This is a genomic window from Corynebacterium sp. ACRQK (assembly GCF_022345965.1).
Taxonomy (GTDB): domain Bacteria; phylum Actinomycetota; class Actinomycetes; order Mycobacteriales; family Mycobacteriaceae; genus Corynebacterium.
This window is the reverse complement of sequence record NZ_JAKRMU010000003.1, coordinates 22,302-41,499: the sequence shown is the minus strand read 5'-3', so window position 1 is coordinate 41,499 and position 19,198 is coordinate 22,302. Positions and strand designations below refer to the sequence as shown.

Annotated in this window: 18 protein-coding genes and 1 tRNA gene; 12 read left to right on the top strand and 7 right to left on the bottom strand. The window is 62.6% G+C overall.

Translation table 11 applies throughout. The features are described 5' to 3' along the window. Positions 1-27: 27 nt before the first annotated feature. The 4 genes from MHX63_RS04380 (at position 28) to MHX63_RS04365 (ending at position 2,980) form a co-directional block, all read left to right on the top strand. Entirely contained in the window at positions 28-594 is a 567-nt protein-coding gene (locus tag MHX63_RS04380; protein ID WP_239387403.1) for a DUF501 domain-containing protein, read from the top strand. A 22-nt stretch (positions 595-616) separates the two neighbouring features. After that, positions 617-1,612, top strand: a complete 996-nt coding sequence (locus MHX63_RS04375) for a Ppx/GppA phosphatase family protein (protein WP_239387402.1) — start codon at positions 617-619, stop codon at positions 1,610-1,612. Next, positions 1,603-1,676, top strand: a tRNA-Leu gene (locus MHX63_RS04370). The genes MHX63_RS04375 and MHX63_RS04370 overlap by 10 nt, the downstream gene beginning before the upstream one ends. A gap of 140 nt (positions 1,677-1,816) precedes the next feature. Further along, complete coding sequence (locus MHX63_RS04365; RefSeq protein WP_239387401.1) at positions 1,817-2,980, top strand: acyl-CoA dehydrogenase family protein; 1,164 nt, start codon at positions 1,817-1,819, stop codon at positions 2,978-2,980. A gap of 16 nt (positions 2,981-2,996) precedes the next feature. Here the strand turns inward: MHX63_RS04365 and MHX63_RS04360 are convergent, their stop codons facing one another. The 3 genes from MHX63_RS04360 to MHX63_RS04350 all read right to left on the bottom strand — a co-directional run bounded on the left by MHX63_RS04360 (position 2,997) and on the right by MHX63_RS04350 (position 6,218). After that, positions 2,997-3,401 (bottom strand): hypothetical protein, encoded by a 405-nt coding sequence (locus MHX63_RS04360; protein ID WP_239387400.1) that lies wholly within the window; start codon positions 3,399-3,401, stop codon positions 2,997-2,999. Next, entirely contained in the window at positions 3,398-3,739 is a 342-nt protein-coding gene (locus MHX63_RS04355) for a hypothetical protein (RefSeq protein WP_239387399.1), read from the bottom strand. Before MHX63_RS04355 ends, MHX63_RS04360 begins: the two co-directional genes overlap by 4 nt. A 394-nt stretch (positions 3,740-4,133) precedes the next feature. Continuing rightward, a complete protein-coding gene (locus tag MHX63_RS04350; protein WP_239387398.1) occupies positions 4,134-6,218 on the bottom strand; it encodes an acyltransferase family protein in 2,085 nt (694 codons plus the stop codon). 200 nt (positions 6,219-6,418) lie between these two features. Here MHX63_RS04350 and MHX63_RS04345 point away from each other — a divergent pair, with 200 nt between their 5' ends. From MHX63_RS04345 to MHX63_RS04335, 3 genes are read left to right on the top strand one after another with little or no spacing between them, the layout of a single operon-like run. Next, the gene (locus tag MHX63_RS04345) at positions 6,419-8,098 is read left to right on the top strand and encodes a bifunctional ADP-dependent NAD(P)H-hydrate dehydratase/NAD(P)H-hydrate epimerase (RefSeq protein ID WP_239387397.1); all 1,680 of its coding nucleotides are present in this window, start codon (positions 6,419-6,421) and stop codon (positions 8,096-8,098) included. A gap of 60 nt (positions 8,099-8,158) precedes the next feature. Beyond that, positions 8,159-8,857: an SDR family oxidoreductase gene (locus MHX63_RS04340; RefSeq protein WP_239387396.1), complete on the top strand. Its 699-nt coding sequence runs from the start codon at positions 8,159-8,161 to the stop codon at positions 8,855-8,857. Positions 8,858-8,878: 21 nt separating this feature from the next. Next, entirely contained in the window at positions 8,879-9,988 is a 1,110-nt protein-coding gene (locus MHX63_RS04335) for an NAD(P)-binding domain-containing protein (RefSeq protein ID WP_239387395.1), read from the top strand. Between the two features lie 34 nt (positions 9,989-10,022). Here MHX63_RS04335 and MHX63_RS04330 read toward each other — a convergent pair whose 3' ends face one another. Next, entirely contained in the window at positions 10,023-11,624 is a 1,602-nt protein-coding gene (locus MHX63_RS04330; protein WP_239387394.1) for a succinic semialdehyde dehydrogenase, read from the bottom strand. 217 nt (positions 11,625-11,841) lie between these two features. Here MHX63_RS04330 and MHX63_RS04325 point away from each other — a divergent pair, with 217 nt between their 5' ends. Further along, the gene (locus tag MHX63_RS04325; protein WP_239387393.1) at positions 11,842-12,729 is read left to right on the top strand and encodes a Bax inhibitor-1/YccA family protein; all 888 of its coding nucleotides are present in this window, start codon (positions 11,842-11,844) and stop codon (positions 12,727-12,729) included. Between the two features lie 560 nt (positions 12,730-13,289). Here the strand turns inward: MHX63_RS04325 and greA are convergent. Further along, positions 13,290-13,811: a transcription elongation factor GreA gene (gene greA / locus MHX63_RS04320; RefSeq protein WP_071057200.1), complete on the bottom strand. Its 522-nt coding sequence runs from the start codon at positions 13,809-13,811 to the stop codon at positions 13,290-13,292. Positions 13,812-13,958: 147 nt separating this feature from the next. Continuing rightward, on the bottom strand, positions 13,959-14,393 hold the full coding sequence (locus MHX63_RS04315) for a DUF4307 domain-containing protein (protein ID WP_239387392.1): 435 nt from the start codon (positions 14,391-14,393) through the stop codon (positions 13,959-13,961). 109 nt (positions 14,394-14,502) lie between these two features. Here MHX63_RS04315 and mca point away from each other — a divergent pair, with 109 nt between their 5' ends. From mca to MHX63_RS04300, 3 genes are all read left to right on the top strand, one after another. Next, complete coding sequence (gene mca / locus MHX63_RS04310) at positions 14,503-15,411, top strand: mycothiol conjugate amidase Mca (protein WP_370643972.1); 909 nt, start codon at positions 14,503-14,505, stop codon at positions 15,409-15,411. A gap of 95 nt (positions 15,412-15,506) precedes the next feature. Beyond that, entirely contained in the window at positions 15,507-15,926 is a 420-nt protein-coding gene (locus MHX63_RS04305) for a hypothetical protein (RefSeq protein ID WP_239387391.1), read from the top strand. 10 nt (positions 15,927-15,936) lie between these two features. Continuing rightward, the gene (locus MHX63_RS04300) at positions 15,937-16,707 is read left to right on the top strand and encodes an isoprenyl transferase (protein WP_370643971.1); all 771 of its coding nucleotides are present in this window, start codon (positions 15,937-15,939) and stop codon (positions 16,705-16,707) included. A 57-nt stretch (positions 16,708-16,764) separates the two neighbouring features. Here the strand turns inward: MHX63_RS04300 and coaA are convergent, their stop codons facing one another. Next, positions 16,765-17,691 carry a type I pantothenate kinase gene (gene coaA / locus MHX63_RS04295; RefSeq protein WP_035004421.1) on the bottom strand — a complete coding sequence of 309 codons (927 nt, stop codon included), beginning with the start codon at positions 17,689-17,691 and terminating at the stop codon, positions 16,765-16,767. 176 nt (positions 17,692-17,867) lie between these two features. Here coaA and glyA point away from each other — a divergent pair, with 176 nt between their 5' ends. Then, on the top strand, positions 17,868-19,178 hold the full coding sequence (gene glyA, locus MHX63_RS04290; RefSeq protein WP_370643969.1) for a serine hydroxymethyltransferase: 1,311 nt from the start codon (positions 17,868-17,870) through the stop codon (positions 19,176-19,178). Positions 19,179-19,198 lie beyond the last annotated feature (20 nt).

The following is a 19,198-nucleotide window of genomic DNA, read 5'->3' as shown; positions in this document are numbered from 1 at the left end:
ACTCCAGCAGAGGAACCGAGGGAATCCATGACTAACCAACGCCAGCCCGGCCCGCCGACCGAAGACGACCTGGAAGTAATGCGCCAGCAGCTCGGTCGTCCGCTACGCGGTGTGGTCGAGGTCAGCTACTACACGCCGGATGGGGTTCCCGCCGTGGTGAAGACCCAGCCGAGGCTGCCGGATGGCACTCCGTTCCCCACGCTGTACTACCTGACGGATTCGCGCCTGACCGCCGAAGCTTCCCGCCTGGAGGTCGCAGGCGTGATGAAGACGATGCAGGCGCGGCTGCCCGATGACGAAGAGCTGGCCGCCGACTACCAGGCTGCGCACGAGCACTACCTGGCCGAGCGCAACAAGATGGAGGATTTGGGCACAGACTTCTCGGGCGGCGGTATGCCCGACCGCGTGAAGTGCCTGCACGTGCTGATTGCCTATGCGCTGGCGGAGGGGCCACAGCGGGTACGCCTGGGCACCGAGGCCGTCGCATTGGCCATCGAGAACAACCCGAGGCTTCAGGGCACGGCGCTGCCAGCGGACTGGCCGTCGTCGGCCTCGCTGGGCACGTCGATGGATGCCGCGAGCATCGCGGAGTAGCCGCGGGGTAGCCTGGGGAACCATGAGCACCGCCCAGAACCAGCCCCAGAACGAGTCCCAGACTCCCCGCTTCGCCGCCATCGACTGCGGCACGAATTCCATCCGCCTACTGATCAGCGAGCGCACCCCGGATGGGCAGATCAACGAGCTCAACAGGGATAACATCATCGTGCGCCTGGGCCAGGGCGTGGATGCCACGGGTCGCTTCGCTGACGAGGCCCTGCAGCGCGTGGACAAGGCTCTGCAGATCTACGCCGACCGCATGGTCGACTACGGCGTGGTGGACGTGATGATGGGGGCGACCTCCGCCACCCGAGATGCGGCGAACCGCGAGGAGTTCTTCGACATCACCCGGCGGCACCTGGGTCGCGTGCGCGAGGGGGCGGTGGCGCAGGTGATCTCCGGCGAGCAGGAGGCGGAGTTGAGCTTCCGCGGTGCCATCACGGATCTACCGGATGCACAGGACCGTACCGTGTGCGTCATCGACCTGGGTGGCGGCTCCACAGAGTTCGTCGTGCACGGCCCGGGGCGCGAGCCACAGGCTTTCTCGGCAGACATGGGCTGTGTGCGCCTGACGGAGCGATTCCTGCACGGACAGCCGCCGACGGAGCAGCAGGTTGCCGAGGCTCGCGCCTTTGTTGGGGAGCTGATGGAGCAGGTGCGCTCTCACGTGGATTTGCGCGACGTGGATCAGGTTGTGGGCGTAGCGGGCACGATGACCACTCTCGCCGCCATCACCCTGGGGCTTTCCGAGTACGACTCGCGGGCTATCCACATGGCCACCCTGTCGCTGGAGGACTTCCGCGCCACGGCGCGCAATCTTTTGGGATTGACGCCACCCCAACGCTGCGAGTACGGGCCTATGCACCCGGGCCGCGCGGATGTGATCGGTGGCGGTTCTATCGTGGTGGACACCTTCACGAGTCAGTTCCTTGATTGGGGGCTTAGTGAGATCACGGTCAGCGAGAAGGATATATTGGACGGGATGCTGGCTGAGGTCATGGCACGCCCCCTATAGCCCAATTGGCAGAGGCAGCGGACTTAAAATCCGTTCAGTGTCGGTTCGAGTCCGACTGGGGGGACTCTTTGTTTTTCTTTTAAAACCTCTTTTTGAAAGTGAGCCAGATCACGATCGCGCTGTTGTAGCGTTGTTCCTAGGAAAGTATTTCGTCGGCAAAATCACATGCCGGCGCTTTGATTCACTTTTGAGGGAGCCATCGACATGATTCTGGATAACTACCGCGCTACTTGGGAAACCGAGGAAACCGATGCGCTACGCCTGCACGCCCGCGAGTTCATCGCCAGGGAGGTAACTCCCAACGAGCTGAAGTGGGAAGAAAACCACCAGGTCGAGCGTGAGTTCTGGAACAAGGCCGGCGACGCTGGCCTGCTGTGTGCCTCCATCCCCGAGGAGTACGGCGGGGGTGGCGGCACCTTCGCTCACGAAGCCGTGATCCAGCAGGAGCTTGCCCTGGCTGGCGACTCCGCCTGGCACAACGGTGTGCACTCCGTGATCGTCGCCCACTACATCTACCAACTCGGCACGGAGGAGCAGCGTAAGCGCTGGCTGCCGGGAATGGCCAGCGGTGAGCTGGTCGGCGCTATCGCCATGACCGAGCCCGGAACCGGCTCCGACCTGCAGGCCATCAAAACACGCGCGGAGCTCGACGGCGACGAGTGGGTAATCAACGGCTCGAAGACCTTCATCACTAACGGCACGCATTGCGACGTTGTGGTGATCGTCGCCCGCACCAACGACCAGCCGGGCGGCAGGGGACTGTCCTTGATCGTCGCCGAGACCAAGGAACTCGAGGGCTTCGAGCGTGGCCGCGTGCTGGACAAGATCGGCCAGCGTGGTCAGGACACCCGTGAGCTCTTCTTCACCGACATGCGCGTGCCCGCCGATAACCTGCTGGGAGGCAAGGAAGGTATGGGCTTCGTACAGTTGATGCAGCAGCTGCCGCAAGAGCGCTTGATCCTAGCCATCGCCGGTTCATCCGCGTGCGAGGGTGCTGTGCGCGAAACTATCCGCTACGTCAATGAGCGCGAGGCGTTTGGACGTCCGATCCTAGGGTTCCAGAACACCCAGTTCGTCCTGGCCGAGTGCGCGAGTGAGACGCTGGCGGCGAAGACGCTAACCGATTACTGCACGGCGCTACACATTGAGGGCAAGCTGACGCCCGCACAGGCCTCGGCAGCGAAGTACCTGGCCTCCGACCTGCAGAGCTCCGTGGCGGACCGCTGTCTGCAGCTGTTCGGCGGCTACGGCTTCATGCGCGAGTACCCGATCTCCCGCATGTACACGGATGCCCGCGTGCAGCGCATCTACGGCGGCACGAACGAGATTATGAAGCTGCTGATCGCCCGCGAGTTTAAGCAGGACTAGCGAGTGGGCTAGGGGACTAAAGGTAATCGACGAACAGCTTTCCATCCTCGACCTTCACCTCGTCGGCCGTCTGGCCACACAGACCCATCGTCGGCAGATCTTCGTCGAGGTCATCCACCTGGGTGTAGCCCATCGGGGTGAGGTTCTTGTCGTACACCACGAAGTGGTTAACGTAGCTGTTTCCTCCCCGGTTGCTGTACATTTGCACGACGATCTCGTCCTCCCCGTCACCGTTGAGGTCGCCTTGGGCGTAGATTGGGGAGATCTCGTCACGACCAGCCTCAGGGGTGTCGCTGCCAAGTCTGATATTGAAACCATAGTCGGGTGCGACGTACCTACCATCGTTTAAGGTGACTGCCGGAAAATTCGTTTCATTGGAACGTTCGGCATCTTCCAGCACGCTGAAGTCGGGCACCGTCATGGAGGCCATCCGTGGGACCAGGTCGGCGGCGTCAAACTGCTCCCCGGACTCGTTAGACCCACCGGACTCGGTTCCGTCGTCGGAGTCTTCCGCGGCTGGCTCTGCATCAGATCCTGCACCGGACTCTGTGTCAGGATCCGCGCCTGAGGCTGCGGAAGGCTTGCCGGGGGGGCAGCCTCGCTACCGGAGGGCTCGGTAAGCTTCTTGTATCCGAACAGACCACCCGCCAGCAGCAGGACGCAGACAATGAAGGTGACGATTGCCGGCAGAAGCGCCGAACTCTTCTTCGGAGGCTGAACCTGCGCCAAGGCCTGCGCCGCCGCAGGTGGGGGAGCCATGCCCGGGCCGAATACGGGCGCGGGGCCGGAACCCGGGCCGGCACCGGGGGCTGAATTGGGATTGAAAGCTGGCTGTTGGATTTGCGATACCGGCGCAAAAGGCTCCGTGGAAGGGGTGCGTGCTGGAGTTAGTCGCCGCATCGGTTTCCGCAGCCGGAGCTTCGTCAGAGCGCACCACGTTCTTCCACTCGTTCCGCGAGTTCCACTGGTTCCGTTGGCCTCGCTGGTCTCGGCTGGCGTTTTCCGGTGATTCCACGCCTGGGCTACTACACGTTGAACCGCCTATGAGCGCTAATCTCACGAGCGCTGCATAAGCCTTGTATTAAAGAAGAACGTATAGAAGCTCAATGCGCTTCCGCACGTTCTTGGGAGTTTATGTTCTTGGGAGTTGGCTCTACAGCCCGGAGTTCACCACCAACTCGTCGGAGGGCTGGCCGCCCTTCGACTTTGGGTAGGCCTTGGCAAGGGCAGCGGGGAAGCGCTCGGCGCGCTGGCTGTTGCCCTCCGGGCCGTAGTGGGCGAAATCGCCCTCGGCAAACCACTCGGGCTTCGCCTCGGCGGCCCAGTCGTAGACCCGCAGGTTGGGGTAATCCTTCTGCGCGTCACGCAGAGCCTGGTTGAACTCCTCCATGTTGGAGTTTGCGTAGTAGCCCTCGTTAGTGTTGGTGGTGACCGTCGGCCACATGACCTTTTGGTCGCCCAGAATGTCCATCATGATCTTGATGCGCTCTGGGGCAGCCAGGTTTGCGCCCGCCGCGTAGTTCGCCGCATCGTTCACACCGGTAGCGATAACCCAGCAGGTATCCGGGCCAGCTGCGGTGGGCAGCAGCTCCTGTACGGAGTCGATGGCCGGTGGGTAGCTTTGCGAACCGTCTTCGGACTGCCAGCCCTCGGTGGTGTTGCGCGCGCCGAATACACTGTCAATGACTTCCTCGGCACCGTACTTCAGGTATGTCTCGAAGGCCGTGTTCTCGGGATCGGTCACCATGTCGTTGGCGAACATGCCGATGGACGTGGAATCGCCGACGTGCACCACGCGCTTGCAGCTCATAAGCTTGGATTCCGGTTCCTGGCCGACATCCTCGGCAGGCCCTTCAGCAGCGGGGTTCTGCGCCCCATCAGCCTTTCCAGCACCACCCGGGCGTTGCGACGGATCCAGCTCCATCGCAGGCTCGCCGCCCTTACCCGCGCCAGCTTCCTGCTGAGACGGCGTGGGGTTGATGCTAATGGGCGTCGCACCAATAGCGACCACCGCGGCCAACACCACAGCGGCACCGGACGTGAAGTAGGTGGGGAAGGGCTGGCGGAAGATGCCCGAGAGCGCGCCCGAGTTGTCGCGGCTGTCGCCGACCTCGCGGTCTGCCTTGCGACTACGCAGCCATGCCTTGATCGGCGGGATCACGCCATGCTTGCGGATCGGATCCTCGATAAGCGTCCAGCTGATAGCGGCCAGCGCAACGCTCACGCCGATGGTGATAACGCTGGCCACGAGCTTATTGTTCTCCAGCCACGACTGCGGCATGAAGGCAATCGCCGGCATGTGCCATAGGTAGATGCCATAGGAGCGCTCGCCGAGCCAGCGGATGGGGCCAAAGCCCAACACTCGGCTCCACAGGCTCTGCGGGTGCAGGACGGAGAATATCGCCAGCACAGAGGCCACGGAAAGCAAGATCAGCCCACCGTGGTACAGGAACATTGACTCCTGCTCCACCAGCACGACGAGCGCCACGATGCCCGCCAAGCCGATGAGGCCAAACAGGTTCGCGGTGCTTTTCGCAGGCTCGACGGACTTACCCGCTTGGCGACGGGAGGAAAGCCAAATCGCCAGGCACGCACCCAACAACAGGGCGCCGGCGCGAGTATCGGTGCCTTCGTATGCGCGGGTGTTGTCCATCCCTGGGGTTGCCAGCCCCCACATCCAGGCAAAAGAGGCGCCCGTCAGCAGCAAGGTCCCAATCAGCGCACCAATCCGCGAGCGGGTAACCACCAGCAGCGCAAGCAGCACTAGGGGCCAGAGCAGGTAGAACTGTTCTTCGACGGACAGCGACCACATGTGGCTCAGCGGGCTCGGGCCGCCGAAGTTATCCCAGTAGGATTTCTCCTGGAAGATGGTGTGCCAGTTGTTCACGTAGAACAGGGCGGAAAGTGCTTCCCAGAAACGATCGGTGAGCTCGTCACGAGTGAGCGCCGCCGTCAGGATCAGGGTGGCGACCAACGTGACTATCACCGCCGGCATAAGGCGCCGGAACCTGCGCAACCAGAAGGTACGGAGCGTCAGGTTGCCCTTCTTGTCCCACGAACGCATGAGGTTGGCGGTGATGAGGTAACCCGACAGCGTGAAGAACACGCCCACGCCCATGAGACCCCCGACGAAGCCGGGAACGTGCAGGTGGTAGAGCACAACCACGGCAACTGCGATCGTTCGCAGCCCATCGAGTCCGGATACGTACCGTTGATTTTTATTTATTGGGCGAGGCATGTGAAGCGAATGAACCTTTATTCAAAAAGTGAGGTGGTTATGAGGTTTTATGCGCGCTGCCGGCGCATCAGTTCAGACTTTGCAGTCTAGCTCTTTGGGATACCTTTGGGAAACGATTTTTTAGGACGCCACCACGGGGGCAGGGGTGGAGGTCCGGTTCGAGCGCAGGGGAGGTGCGCTGCACACCTATCATGGGAGATATGCGCACTCTTTACACAGCCCAGGACATCCGCACGGCCGAGGCTGCCTTGTTCCCCCGCGAGCAGCGGGAGGATGAGCTGATGCAGTCCGCCTCGCACGCAGTGGCGGTCGTGGCGGAAAAGATGCTGGCCCTAGCAGGGGAGCCAGCGGGCGCCGCGGAAGGTTCCGTGTTGCTGCTGGTCGGCCCGGGAGGAAACGGCGGCGATGCGTTGTACGCCGGCGCGGTTCTTGCGATGCAGGGGAGGAAGGTTGAGGCCTACCCGCTCGAAGGCGCTGACCGCGTGCACCAGCGCGCCGCGCGGGCGTTTACGGCGGCGGGCGGAAGCTTCGTCGGTCTGGAGCGAGCAGACAGCTATCGCTTGATCGTCGACGGGATGTTCGGCCTCGGCGGGCGTGGCGAGATCCCGGTGGAGGTCGATGAGTTCCTGCGAGAAGCCCAGGGGGTGCGCGCTGGAAGGAAGTGCCGGGCTCGCGTGCTGGCCATCGACCTTCCCAGCGGTGTGGTTGCTGATACCGGCAAGGCGCCGGGCAGGCACGTTAGTGCCGACGTGACCGTCACTTTCGGTGGGCTGCGCCGGGCGCACGGCCTCAGCGCCGAGTGCGGAACGGTGCTGTGCGAGGACATCGGCTTGGACGATGGCTCTATGCTTTCCGCCGAGCTGGCCAGGCTCGGAAACGCGGAGAGTGCCGAGAGTGCCCAAAGCACCGTCTCTTTGTGGCACACGCCGGTCGAACACCTCGCGCGGGAAGATATGGCTGCGCAGCTGCTCGGCAGCCTGGAACCCTTGCCTGGGGAACTGCCCGCCGAACCGGGGGCAGTGGAGGACAAATACTCCGGCGGGGTAGTAGGCATCTGCGCGGGCAGCAAGGACTATCTGGGAGCAGGCGTGCTGGCCACGCTCGCGGCGGTGAACACCACCAGCTCGATGGTGCGCTATATCGGCGAGCACCCCGAATACGTTCTGGCCATCACCCCGGAAGTTGTTGTGCACCCTGTGGTCCGTGGAGCGGGGCAGGTGCAGGCGCGCATGGTCGGCTCCGGCCGCGGCACGGACCGTGACGCCCGCGATGAGCTGCTCGCCGTTCTAGACATGGTGCAGCCCTTGGTTCTGGACGCTGACGCGATCACCGTCCTGGCGAAGAACCCTGACGTTCTAGAGATTCTGCGTGCGCGCAACGCTCCCACGCTGCTCACCCCGCACGATGGGGAGTTTGATCGGCTGGCCAAGGCGGCCGGGCTGCCAGCGGAATCGCCGGACCGAATCACCTCCACCGAACGACTGGCCCGCGAGCTGAATTGCACGGTTTTGCTGAAGGGGCGCTTCACCATCATCGCCAACCCACAGCGCACCGTGGTTGTCGATACCGCATCGTCTTGGGCCGCCACTCCCGGATCCGGCGACGTACTCGCGGGCATTCTGGGTGCGCTGGTAGCACGCGATGCCGGCAAGCGGGCGCGGGACACCGGTTACACAGAAGCCGGGCAGTACGAGTTGGAGGCGCACGAGGCAGACTACGTGGTCGATTCGGCTGCGATCGGTGTGGCGATGCACGCTGCGGCGTCATATATAGCCTCCCTTACCCCGTACGGCCCGGCGCCGACCTCGGCGCTGAAGATCGCGCAGCATATCCCGCACGCGACGGCGTGGCTGGGCACAGTGGCGCCCGACCATAAATAAAGCGAGAACGCGCAAGGGTACAGAGCAAGAGAACAAGAGAGCAGAGGAAGGAAAACAGCAATGGAACGCAAGATCGCACTGATTACCGGCGGCACGCGAGGCATCGGCCTGGCGATTGCCCGCGAACTGCAGGACGACTACCACCTGATCATCGGTGGCAGCTCGGAGAAGGCCCACGACGTTGCCTCCCAGTTCCCGAGCGCGCAAGGCTTCGTGGCGGATCTCGCCGATACGGAAGGCATCGGTGCAGCCGTGGCAGAACTGGGACTGAACAGCCTGGACGTGCTAGTGCACTCCGCAGGCGTGGTGGCCCACGACCCGGTCACCGAAACCACTCCTAAGCAGTGGAAACACGCTTTCGACATCAACCTGTTTGCGGTTGCGGAGCTCACCCGGCAGCTCCTCGGTGCGCTGCAGGCGGCGCACGGAACCGTGGTGACGATCAACTCCGGCGCGGGCTACCGCTCCAGCGTGGGCTTTGGGCCATACGCCACCACGAAGTTCGCCCTGCGTGCCTACACTGATGCGCTGCGGGAGGAGCAGCGCGACAAGATCCGCGTGAGCTCCATCCACCCAGGCAAGGTCGATTCCGACATGCAGCGTCAGATCCAGGCCCACCGCGGTGTGGCCGAAGCGGATTACGACGAAACTCAGTACCTGCGCCCGGAATCGGTGGCGAAGGCTGTGCGCCTGGCCATTGACGCGACGGACGATGCCATGGTCGAGTCGCTGACGATCCGCCCGGCCAATGGACGCTAGGTCCTTCCTGGCAGGCAACTCATGACAGAACCAGTCTCAGCTTCAGCCCCTGACTTAAACCGCATCCTGGACTGCGCCATTGTCGGCGGCGGCCAATCCGCCCTGGCCACGGCCTTCTACCTGCGCCGGGAGGACAGGCGGGGGCGCAAAGCCCCTGACTTTGCGGTGTTCGACGATCAGCCCGCGCCAGGCGGGGCCTGGCGGCACATGTGGCCGTCGATGACATTATTCTCCGACACCAACTTCTCTAACCTCCCGGGCATGCCGATGCCCAGCTACAACGGGCCTAAAGGCTATCCACCGCCCGGCCATGTGGTCGACTACCTGCGCGAATACGAACGCCGCTACGACCTGCCCGTCGTCCGTCCCGTGCATATCGAACGGGTGGAGTACGACGACTCGACCGGGCTGTTTCAACTGCATGCCCGCCCGGGTAGAGGCGATGGCTACTCGTCTAGCACCTCCCACACCAGCCGCGCCCACATCTGGCGCGCCCGCACTGTCGTCGCCGCCACGGGCACCTGGTCCGCGCCTTTCGTTCCCCACTATCCAGGCGAGTTTGCCGGCCGGCAGTGGCACACCGCCACCTATTCGGGGCCGGAGCCATTCGCTGGTTCCTCCGTGGCCGTCGTCGGAGCGGCTAACTCGGGCGCGCAGATCGCCGCCGACTTGGCTGACATCGCCGAGGTCACCTGGTTCGTCCGCCACCCGCCACGCTGGATGCCTGACGACGTCGACGGCGCGGAGCTTTTCCGCCGCAACCGCGAGCGATACCTCGCCATTTCCGCAGGTAAGGAAGACCCCGGCGCCGATTCTAGCCTCGGGGACATCGTCATGCTCCCTGCCGTCCGCCGCGCTCGCGATACCGGCCGCCTGCGCCCCACGCAGATGTTCTCCACCCTCGATGACGTTTCCGCCGACCACCTCATCTGGTGCACCGGGTTCCGCCCCGCCCTCGGTCCTTTTCGCGGGTTGCTCTCTTTTCGTGGTGACGCCCCCTCGCCCCAGCATCCCGGCCTTTTCCTCGTGGGCTATGGCGATTGGGTGGGGCCCGGCTCCGCCACCATCACTGGCGTGGGTGTGCATGCAAAAAGGGTGGCCGCCGAGGTAGTGGCAGCCACCCGAGGGTGACAGCCGCGCGAGCATCGCGCGGCGGAAATCGCTGCTACGGCAGCATGCGGAAGGTCTTGCCGGCCTTCAGCAGCGTGAGCATAGCCTTGGAGAAGCTCTTCCGGCTAAGCGACTCCGGCCCGCGGAAGTACATAAAGCGCTGCGAGGTGACGTTCTGCGTTGCTGTGTACTTCTGCAACCCTTCCGCGCCATGGCGGTGGGAGACACCGGATTCCTTCATGCCGCCCATGGGGTTATCGATGGCCGCCCAGCTGGAGGTGTAGCCATCGTTCAGAGCCACCGAACCGGACTCGATCTTCGGACCGATCTGCCAAGCAGTGTCATCGGCGGCAAACACAGAGGCGTTCAGGCCGTAGTCCGTATCATTGGCCAGCTCAATCGCGTCGTACAGATCCTCCACCGGCTCGATGTACACCACCGGGCCGAAGACCTCCTCGGTGCGCAGCAGCGCATCCTCTGGAACGTCGACCATGACCGTCGGCTCGTAGAAGTAAGGGCCCAGATCCGGGCGCTTCTTACCACCGCACAGGATGTTCGCCCCCTTCTCGCGGGCGTCCTCCACGTACTTCTCCACGGTCTCCAGCTGGCTAGCGGAAGCCAGCGAGCCCATCTGCGTCTCCCACTCGAAGCCGCTGCCCAGGCTCATGGACTGCACTCGCGAGGAAAACGCGCCCACGAAATCCTCGTAGGACGCACGCTCGACATAGATGCGCTCGATGGAAACACACAGCTGACCGGAGTTAGAGAAGCACGCATCGATAGCGCCGCGGGCGGCGTAGTTGACGTCCGCGTCAGTGGCGATGATCAGCGGATTCTTGCCACCCAGCTCGGCGGAATAGCCGATCAGACGACGGCCAACCTGCTCGCCCAAAACCTTGCCCGTTGCGGTGGAGCCAGTGAACATCAAGAAGTCGCACTGATCCGCAATGGCACTACCAACCACGCGGCCGGAACCGGTAACTAACTGCACCAGGTCGCGCGGCAGTCCGGCGTCAAAAAGAAACTTAAAGACCAACAGCGAGGTAAAAGGCGTAGCAGAGTCGGGCTTAGCGACCACAGCGTTTCCGGCGAGCAGCGCGGGGATCGCGTCGCCAATGCCGAGGGATAGCGGGTAATTCCACGGGCTGATCTGGCCAACCGCACCCAGCGGGTGACGGTATTCGATGGACTTCGCCATGATCGACATCGCCGAGGCGCGCCTGCGCGGCTTCATGAACTTCTCCACGTTGTTGGAGTAGTAACGCGAATTGTTGGCGACGTCCATGACCTCGTCAAAGGCGCTGGCACGGTTCTTGCCGGTCTCCAGCTGCACCATGTCGCAGAGCAGTTCGGCGTTCTTCAGCACCAGGTCGTGGAAGCGGCGGAAGATGCGTTTGCGCTCGGCGAAGGGGACATGCACCCAGGACTGCTGGGCACGGCGGGCGAAGCGGAAGGCTTCGGTGACATCGTCGGCGTCACCGCTGGCGACCCAGCCGATCGTCTCGCCGAGGAACGGAGCCTCGATCTCCAGGCGCTTGCCGTCGTAATCGTCGTTGAGGTTGTGAAGGCGGGCGTTGGTGGTGAGTTCGCGCAGCTCTACTTCCAGGTCGGCGGGCAGAGCGGCTACGGATAGGCGCTTGTAGTTGGTTCGTTTCATGTTTGGGAGACTACCTAAAAGGCCGGGGAAGTGTGTTCGATCTAGAACATTTCTAAGCAAATGAATAGGTCGCCGAAGGTGCGGGGGAGTGCGAATTTTTGCTTGTGGGAACCTTTATGCAGACTAAGCCGTTGGTAGGATGTACGCGAAAGCGCCGGTGGCTAATCGCTAGGCTCCGGCACCGAAAATGACCAGCACAACTTTGGAGTACTAAAGAATGAAAAGCTCGAACCCGTTCATGGGGTCGCTGGCCAAGAACCAGGGCCAGCACCCGTTCGCACAGCAGGGCAACCAGGGTGGCTACGGCCAGCAGGGGATGAACCCCTATGCGACCTCCGCTCACGGTGGTGTGCAGACCGCCGCTATGGGTTACGGCATGCAGGACGCAGCCAACTACGGCCAGGCTGGCAGTGCCGACCGTCCGATGACCGTTGATGACGTTGTCACCAAGACCGGTATCACGTTGGCCGTGATCATTGCTCTGGCAGTGGTGAACTTCATCATTGGCCTGAACAACCCCGGCCTGGCGATGATCCTGACCTTCGTCGGCATGATCGGTGGTCTGATCGCCGTTCTGGTTTCTGCCTTCGGCAAGAAGTACGATTCCGCGCCGGTCACGCTGACCTACGCCGCCTTCGAGGGCCTGTTTGTTGGTGGCTTTACGTTCCTGGTGTCTGGCGCTGCGGTTGGTGATACTGACGCCGGCATGCTCATTGCCCAGGCGGTTCTGGGAACCATTGGCGTGTTCATTGGCATGCTGTTTGTTTACAAGACTGGTGCTATCCGTGTGACCCCGAAGTTCACCCGCTTCCTGGTGGGTGCCATGATCGGCATCCTGGTTCTGGCTCTGGGTAACCTGGTGTTTGCTCTGGTTACGGGATCCGCAGGCATCCTTCGTGACGGTGGCCCGATCGCTATCATCTTCTCCCTGGTCTGCATCGGTATCGCGGCCATGAGCTTCCTGCTGGATTTCGACCAGGCTGACCGTCTGGTTCGCGCTGGTGCTCCGTCGAAGATGGCTTGGGGTGTGGCGCTGGGCTTGGCCGTTACCCTGGTCTGGCTGTACACCGAGATCCTGCGCCTGCTGTCCTACTTCAGGGACTAGTGCTTCAGGAGCTAGCGCTGAGGCTAGGGCTAGTCAGGGGCTAGCGCCTTGGAGACTGGGCTTTTGAGTCTTAGGAGCCTGGGGTTTAGACCTTGAGGCGCTGTTAGTTGAGGGGCTTCCGGTTAACCGGGAGCCCCTTTCTGCTGCTGCATAGGGGGGTTCGCAAAGGTGGCGGGGGACTTTGCTGCTAGAGCGGGGGCTGCCGGTGTGCGGGGATCTCGCTGTTAGAGCGGGAAATGTCGGAAAAGTTGCAAAACTAATTTTCCAGCCTACGGCACGTGAGTAACAAAACGCTCTGACCTGCAGGTTTAGGTAAATGAGCATGTCTTCCAATAACAAATTGCAACTTTTCCGACATTTAACCGCTCCGAAGGGCGCACAAGTAACCGCTCCGAAGGGCGCACAAGGCGCTGCCTGGGTGGGAAAGATGTCGCCGGGGCAGCATTGGGCCCTGCAGGGAGACCTGCAGGCAGAGGAAAACAAGAAAAGGCGCCCAAAGGCGCCCTTTTCTATTACCGCCAGCCAGCAACCAGAGGGTTTAGCTGCCTGCAAAGTAGAAACTACTGATCCGCGCGCGGAACGTCCAGGTCCGGATCGTAAGGCTCAGCGGCAACGATTGTCACGGAGACGGTCTCGCCGGCAGGGGTCTGGTACTCGCGAGTCTCACCGACCTTGGCTCCAACAATGGCCGCACCCAGTGGAGCGTCGGTGGAGTAGGTCTCCAGGTCCGGGTTAGAAGACTCCAGGCCACGGGTACCGATCAGGAAGGTCTCCTTGTCGTCCTCGTCACCGTCATAGTAAACGTGGATCACGGAACCAACCAGTGCCACGCCGGACTCCTGCGGAGCCTCACCGATGGTGGCGCTATCCAGCAGTTCCTCCAGGTAGGTGATGCGTGCTTCTTCCTGGCCCTGCTGCTCGCGGGCTGCGTGGTAGCCGCCGTTCTCCTTCAGGTCGCCTTCTTCGCGGCGCTCGTTAATCTCGGCTGCCAGCACCGGACGGTTCTCCTTCAGAGCCGTCAGTTCTGCATTCAGTCGGTCGTAAGATTCCTGGGTCAGCCAGCGAGTCTGGTTCTCGGCCATTGGGTTCTCCCATCTTCGTTGAAGGTTGACGCGGTCTCTCACGTGGGCGTCAATAGATTATTAAGTAGGCGTGCAAAGTGTAGCACCTGGGCGCCAGGCTACCTGGGCTGCCCGGCTTAGTCGCGAAGGTCGGCTTAGCCTTCCGGCTTAGTCGCGCGGGTCGAGGTGCGGCGGCAGAGTGGACGAGCATCCGTAGGCGGTGGCTGCGTATCCGCGCTCGCGGGTGGGAATGTCCACTAGGAAGCGTTCTACTTCTTCACCGCCGCGTGGCACGACGAACTCACGGCGCCCGACTTCATTCTTGTCGTAGTCCAGGGCGGTGACGATGCAGTACGCGGGCTTGGAGGGATCCTTGCGGGTGACGTCGATGCTCATGGTCATGCGCTCGTCCGAGACGATCTCGCCGCCGGATTCCTGCGCCGTAACATCCGCTTCCGAATTGCGCATGAACTGCGTGACCGCATACGTCAGCGCTGCTGCCAGCATTACGGCCAGGATTACTACAACGATTTTCCCGGAGAACTTCTGGTTGCGCGTTTCGCCGTAGCGCTCTTTTTGGATGCTCTTCTTCGCCGCGTTCATGATGTCTCTAGTCTAGCCCACCCTTTTATTATTGACGCCCACGTCCCCGGCTTGCCTGGACGGATGGCTCTATTGGGTAGGGGAGGGCGGGGTAGTAGATTGTATTGGCGTGAGTGAAAAGAGAGCTTCCGTAGATACGCCGCGTTATCGCCTGCTGGCGATTCACGCACATCCGGACGACGAATCCAGCAAGGGTGCGGCCACCATGGCCCGCTATGTCGATGAAGGCCACCGGGTGAAGGTACTGACGTGCACCGGCGGTGAGCGGGGGGACATCCTGAACCCAGAGATGCAGGAGCTGGCTGAGCAGGGCGTCGGAGAGATGATTGAGGTGCGCCGCGAGGAGATGGCTCAGGCGGCCTCCATCCTGGGCGTGGAGCATGAATGGCTCGGTTATGTGGATTCCGGTCTGCCCGAGGGCGACCCGAAGCCGCCGTTGCCGGAGGGCTGCTTTGCCTTGCAGGACACGGAAGAGGTCACGCAAAACGTTGTGCGGGTGGTGCGTGAGTTCCGCCCGCATGTCATCATCACCTACGACGAGCACGGCGGTTACCCCCACCCTGATCACATCAAGGTGCATGCGGTTTCCGTCCGTGCCTGGGAGGCTGCCGGCGACCCGAGCTACCACCCGGAGCTGGGCGAACCGTGGGAGGTGAAGAAGCTGTACTACACCCATGGGTTCATCCGCGAGCGTTTCGAGAACTTGGCCACCGCCATGTACGAGCGTGGCGCACAGCTGCCGGAGCACGTCCTGCGGCACTTGGAGTTGTGGAGGCAGCTGCCGGATATTTTCTCCCGCGTGACTACCCGGGTGAATGTGGCTAACTGGTTCGAGCGTCGCGATGATGCGCTGCGTGCCCACCGCACTCAGATTGACCCGAAGGGTGCATTCTTTCTGGCGGACACGGATCTGCAGCAGCAGGTGTGGCCGACCGAGGAGTTCGAGCTCGCGCAGTCGCGCGTGCACAGCGAGCTGCCGGAGTCGGAACTCTTCGCCGGGTTGGAATCAGCGGATTAGCGCAGTACTGGGCCGATCCGCGCAGCGCAGGGTTTCCCCAGAGGCGGGCGACAAACTACAGTTAATGGGCAGATAACAAGAAGGAGTTTCGAGCGATGAACACCGCCACCTGGATCATTGCGCAGGCAGAGCGCACCGGCCCGAAGGGTGCCGAGTTCGGTAAGGCCGCCCCCGTGGGTCTGTTCGTGATCGTCATCTTGCTGCTGGTTGTGCTGCTCATCGGCTTCGCCATGAACAAGCGCATCCGCCGCCTGGAGCGCCGCCGGGCATTCGCCGATGCGCGTGGCATCGACCTGTTCGACACGGAGAAGCTGGAAGCTGCAATGAAGGCCGAGGAGTTCGACGATACTGCCAGCAAGCGCTCCATGTTCGCCCGAACTGAGGTGCCACAGACAGATGAGCGTTTCTTGCCCTCCTCTGGCACACTGACCGGCCCCGCTGCGATTGACGCTGAGCGGGCGCGGGCTAAGGGCGTCAAGAAGGACGGCGAAGAACCCCCGAACCAGCATCAGTAGGATCAACAACGTGAACCGCATCCCCCAGCTGCTATACCCAGCGTACGAGGCCAGCCTGGCGCGCTCGTTGCGCGATAAGCCGCGGCCGAAGCACGTCGCCATCATGGCCGACGGCAACCGCCGCTGGGCGCGCGAGAACGGTTTCACCGATGTGTCGCACGGCCACCGCGTGGGGGCGAAGAAGATCGCGGAAATGTGCGGATGGTGCGATGAGCTGGGGATCGAAACCGTCACGGTGTACCTGCTCAGCACCGAAAATCTAAAGCGCTCCCCGGAGGAGCTGTCGTTGCTGTGCAGCATCATTGGCGATGTTGCCGAGGAATTGGCGGATTCTGACGCCGGGTTCCAGCTGCGCACCGTCGGTCACCTAGAGCTACTGCCTGAACAGCTGCGCATTCGCCTGGAGGAAAACCAGGTCAAGACGGACGACCACACGGGCGTGCGTGTGAACGTGGCCGTGGGGTACGGCGGGCGCCAGGAGATCGTGGATGCGGTGCAAACCCTCGTGGCTGAGCTGGCAGATCAGGGGACCGCGCCGGAGGCCATGGCGGAGGCAATCACCGCCGAGGCGCTGGGGAACCACATGTACACCTCGGGTCAGCCGGACCCAGACCTGGTGATTCGCACATCGGGGGAGCAGCGCCTATCTGGTTTCCTGCTGTGGCAGTCCGCGTACTCGGAGATCTGGTTTACCGATACCTATTGGCCGGCCTTCCGGCGCGTGGATTTCCTGCGTGCGCTTCGCGACTACTCGCAGCGGCATAGGCGCTTCGGGCTTTAGGCGGGGGATAACCGGCGATAGGGCGCGGACAGCAACTTCCCGCGATAGAGCGCGGGGCTAGATCTTCCGCATCCGCACTTTTTGCACCAGGTGGTCTGGGCCCTTCCGCAGAACCAAGGAAGCACGCACGCGGGTGGGAAGGATGTTCTCCATCAGGTTCGGCAGGTTCACGGTCTGCCAGATCTCCCTAGCGACCACGGTGGCCTCTTCATCGCTGAAGTTGGCGAAGTGGTGGAAATGCGCCTTCGGATCCTTAAACGCAGTGTTCTTCAGGCGCAGGAAGCGGTCGATGTACCAATCCTCGATGTCCTCGCGCCGGGCATCGACGTAAACGGAGAAATCGAAGAGGTCGGAGACCATGAGGGTGGGGCCGGTCTGCAGAACGTTTAGCCCCTCGACGATGAGGATATCTGGGCGGTCGACGGTGATGGTCTGGTCCGGAATGCGGTCGTAGGCTTCGTGGGAGTACACCGGAGCCTGCACCTTTTGGGTGCCGGACTTCACCTTGGTGATGAAGCTCAGTAGTTCTGCCTGGTCGTAGGACTCCGGGAAGCCCTTGCGGTGCATGAGCTTGCGGCGCTCGAGTTCTGCGGTGGGCAGCAGGAAGCCGTCGGTGGTTACGAGGTCCACCCGCGGGTTTGTCTCCCAACGCTGCAGCAGAACCTGCAGCACGCGGGCAGTGGTGGACTTGCCGACGGCTACGGAGCCGCAGACACCGATGATGTAAGGGATCGGCGGCATTGCCTCGCCGAGGAATGTTTCAGTGGCTGCGTTGAGCCTGCGGTGCGCTTCGACGCGTAGGAAAATCAGGCGGGACAGCGGGAGGTAGACCTCGGAGACTTCTTCCAGGTCGATTTCGTCGCCGATGCCGCGGAGTTGTTCCAGTTCATCTTCGGTGAGGACCTGGGGCATCGACTTTCTTAAGGTGCGCCACTGAGTACGGTCCAGCTCAATGTAAGGGCTGGGGGAAGTCATAGCACCCATTGTGCCCCGAAAATGGGGCAAGGTGAAATTGGATCGCCATCGGTCGGCCGGAGGACCGCAATGGGATGGCTGTGGGTTGGGTATGGGGTGTCACGGGCACTCGCTATGATAGTGAGGCAGATAAGCAACCGGTTTTATCTTTTTAGATTCATCCACAATGGAAGGCCTTGGTAGACGTGACTTCTCCGCAGAATTCGTCCACTCAGAACTCGCAACAGCACAACACTCCTCTGGCGGAGCTGGATCCCCAGGTCGCAGAGGCTATCGCAGGTGAGCTGCGCCGCCAGCGCACCACCTTGGAGATGATTGCCTCGGAGAACTTCGTGCCGCGCGCCGTGCTGCAGGCGCAGGGCTCGGTGCTCACCAATAAGTACGCCGAGGGCTACCCGGGCCGTCGTTACTACGGCGGTTGCGAGCACGTGGACGTCGTTGAGGACCTGGCCCGCGACCGCGCCAAGCAGGTCTTCGGTGCGGAGTTCGCCAACGTGCAGCCGCACGCCGGTGCACAGGCCAACGCTGCTGTCCTAATGTCCCTGGCTAACCCCGGCGATAAGATCATGGGCCTGTCCCTGGCCCACGGTGGCCACCTGACTCACGGTATGCACCTGAACTTCTCCGGCAAGCTCTACGAGGTTGCCGCTTATGAGGTGGATCCGGAGACCTTCCGCCTGGATATGGACAAGATCCGCGAGGAGGCCATTGCAGAAAAGCCGCAGGTGCTGATCGCCGGCTGGTCTGCATACCCGCGCCACCAGGACTTTGCAGCTTTCAAGTCCATCGCCGACGAGGTCGGGGCGAAGCTGTGGGTGGACATGGCGCACTTCGCTGGCCTGGTTGCCGCAGACCTGCACCCGTCGCCGGTTCCGCACGCCGACGTGGTTTCCACCACCGTCCACAAGACCCTGGGTGGCCCCCGTTCCGGCATGATCCTGGCTAAGCAGGAGTACGCCAAGAAGCTGAACTCCTCCGTCTTCCCGGGCCAGCAGGGTGGTCCGCTGATGCACGCCGTCGCTGCTAAGGCCGTGGCCATGAAGGTGGCGCAGACTGACGAATTCCGCGACCGTCAGCAGCGCACCCTCGAGGGTGCGAAGATCCTGGCGGAGCGCCTGAACGCTCAGGATACGAAGGACGCTGGCGTGCAGGTGCTCACCGGCGGCACCGACGTACACCTGGTGCTGGTTGACCTGCGCAACTCTCAGCTGGACGGCCAGCAGGGCGAAGACCTGCTGCACGAGGTTGGCATCACCGTCAACCGCAACGCTGTACCCTTCGACCCGCGCCCGCCGATGGTCACTTCGGGCCTGCGCATCGGTACCTCTGCTCTGGCCTCCCGCGGCCTGGATACCGAGGCCTTCACTGAGGTCGCAGATGTCATCGGTACCGCTCTGGCCGGCAACGCGGACATTGCTGCGCTGCGCGCCCGCGTGGACAAGATCGCCGAGGACTTCCCGCTGTACGAGGGCCTGGAAGACTGGAAGCTGGTCTAAGAAGGCAAGCGACCTTAAGA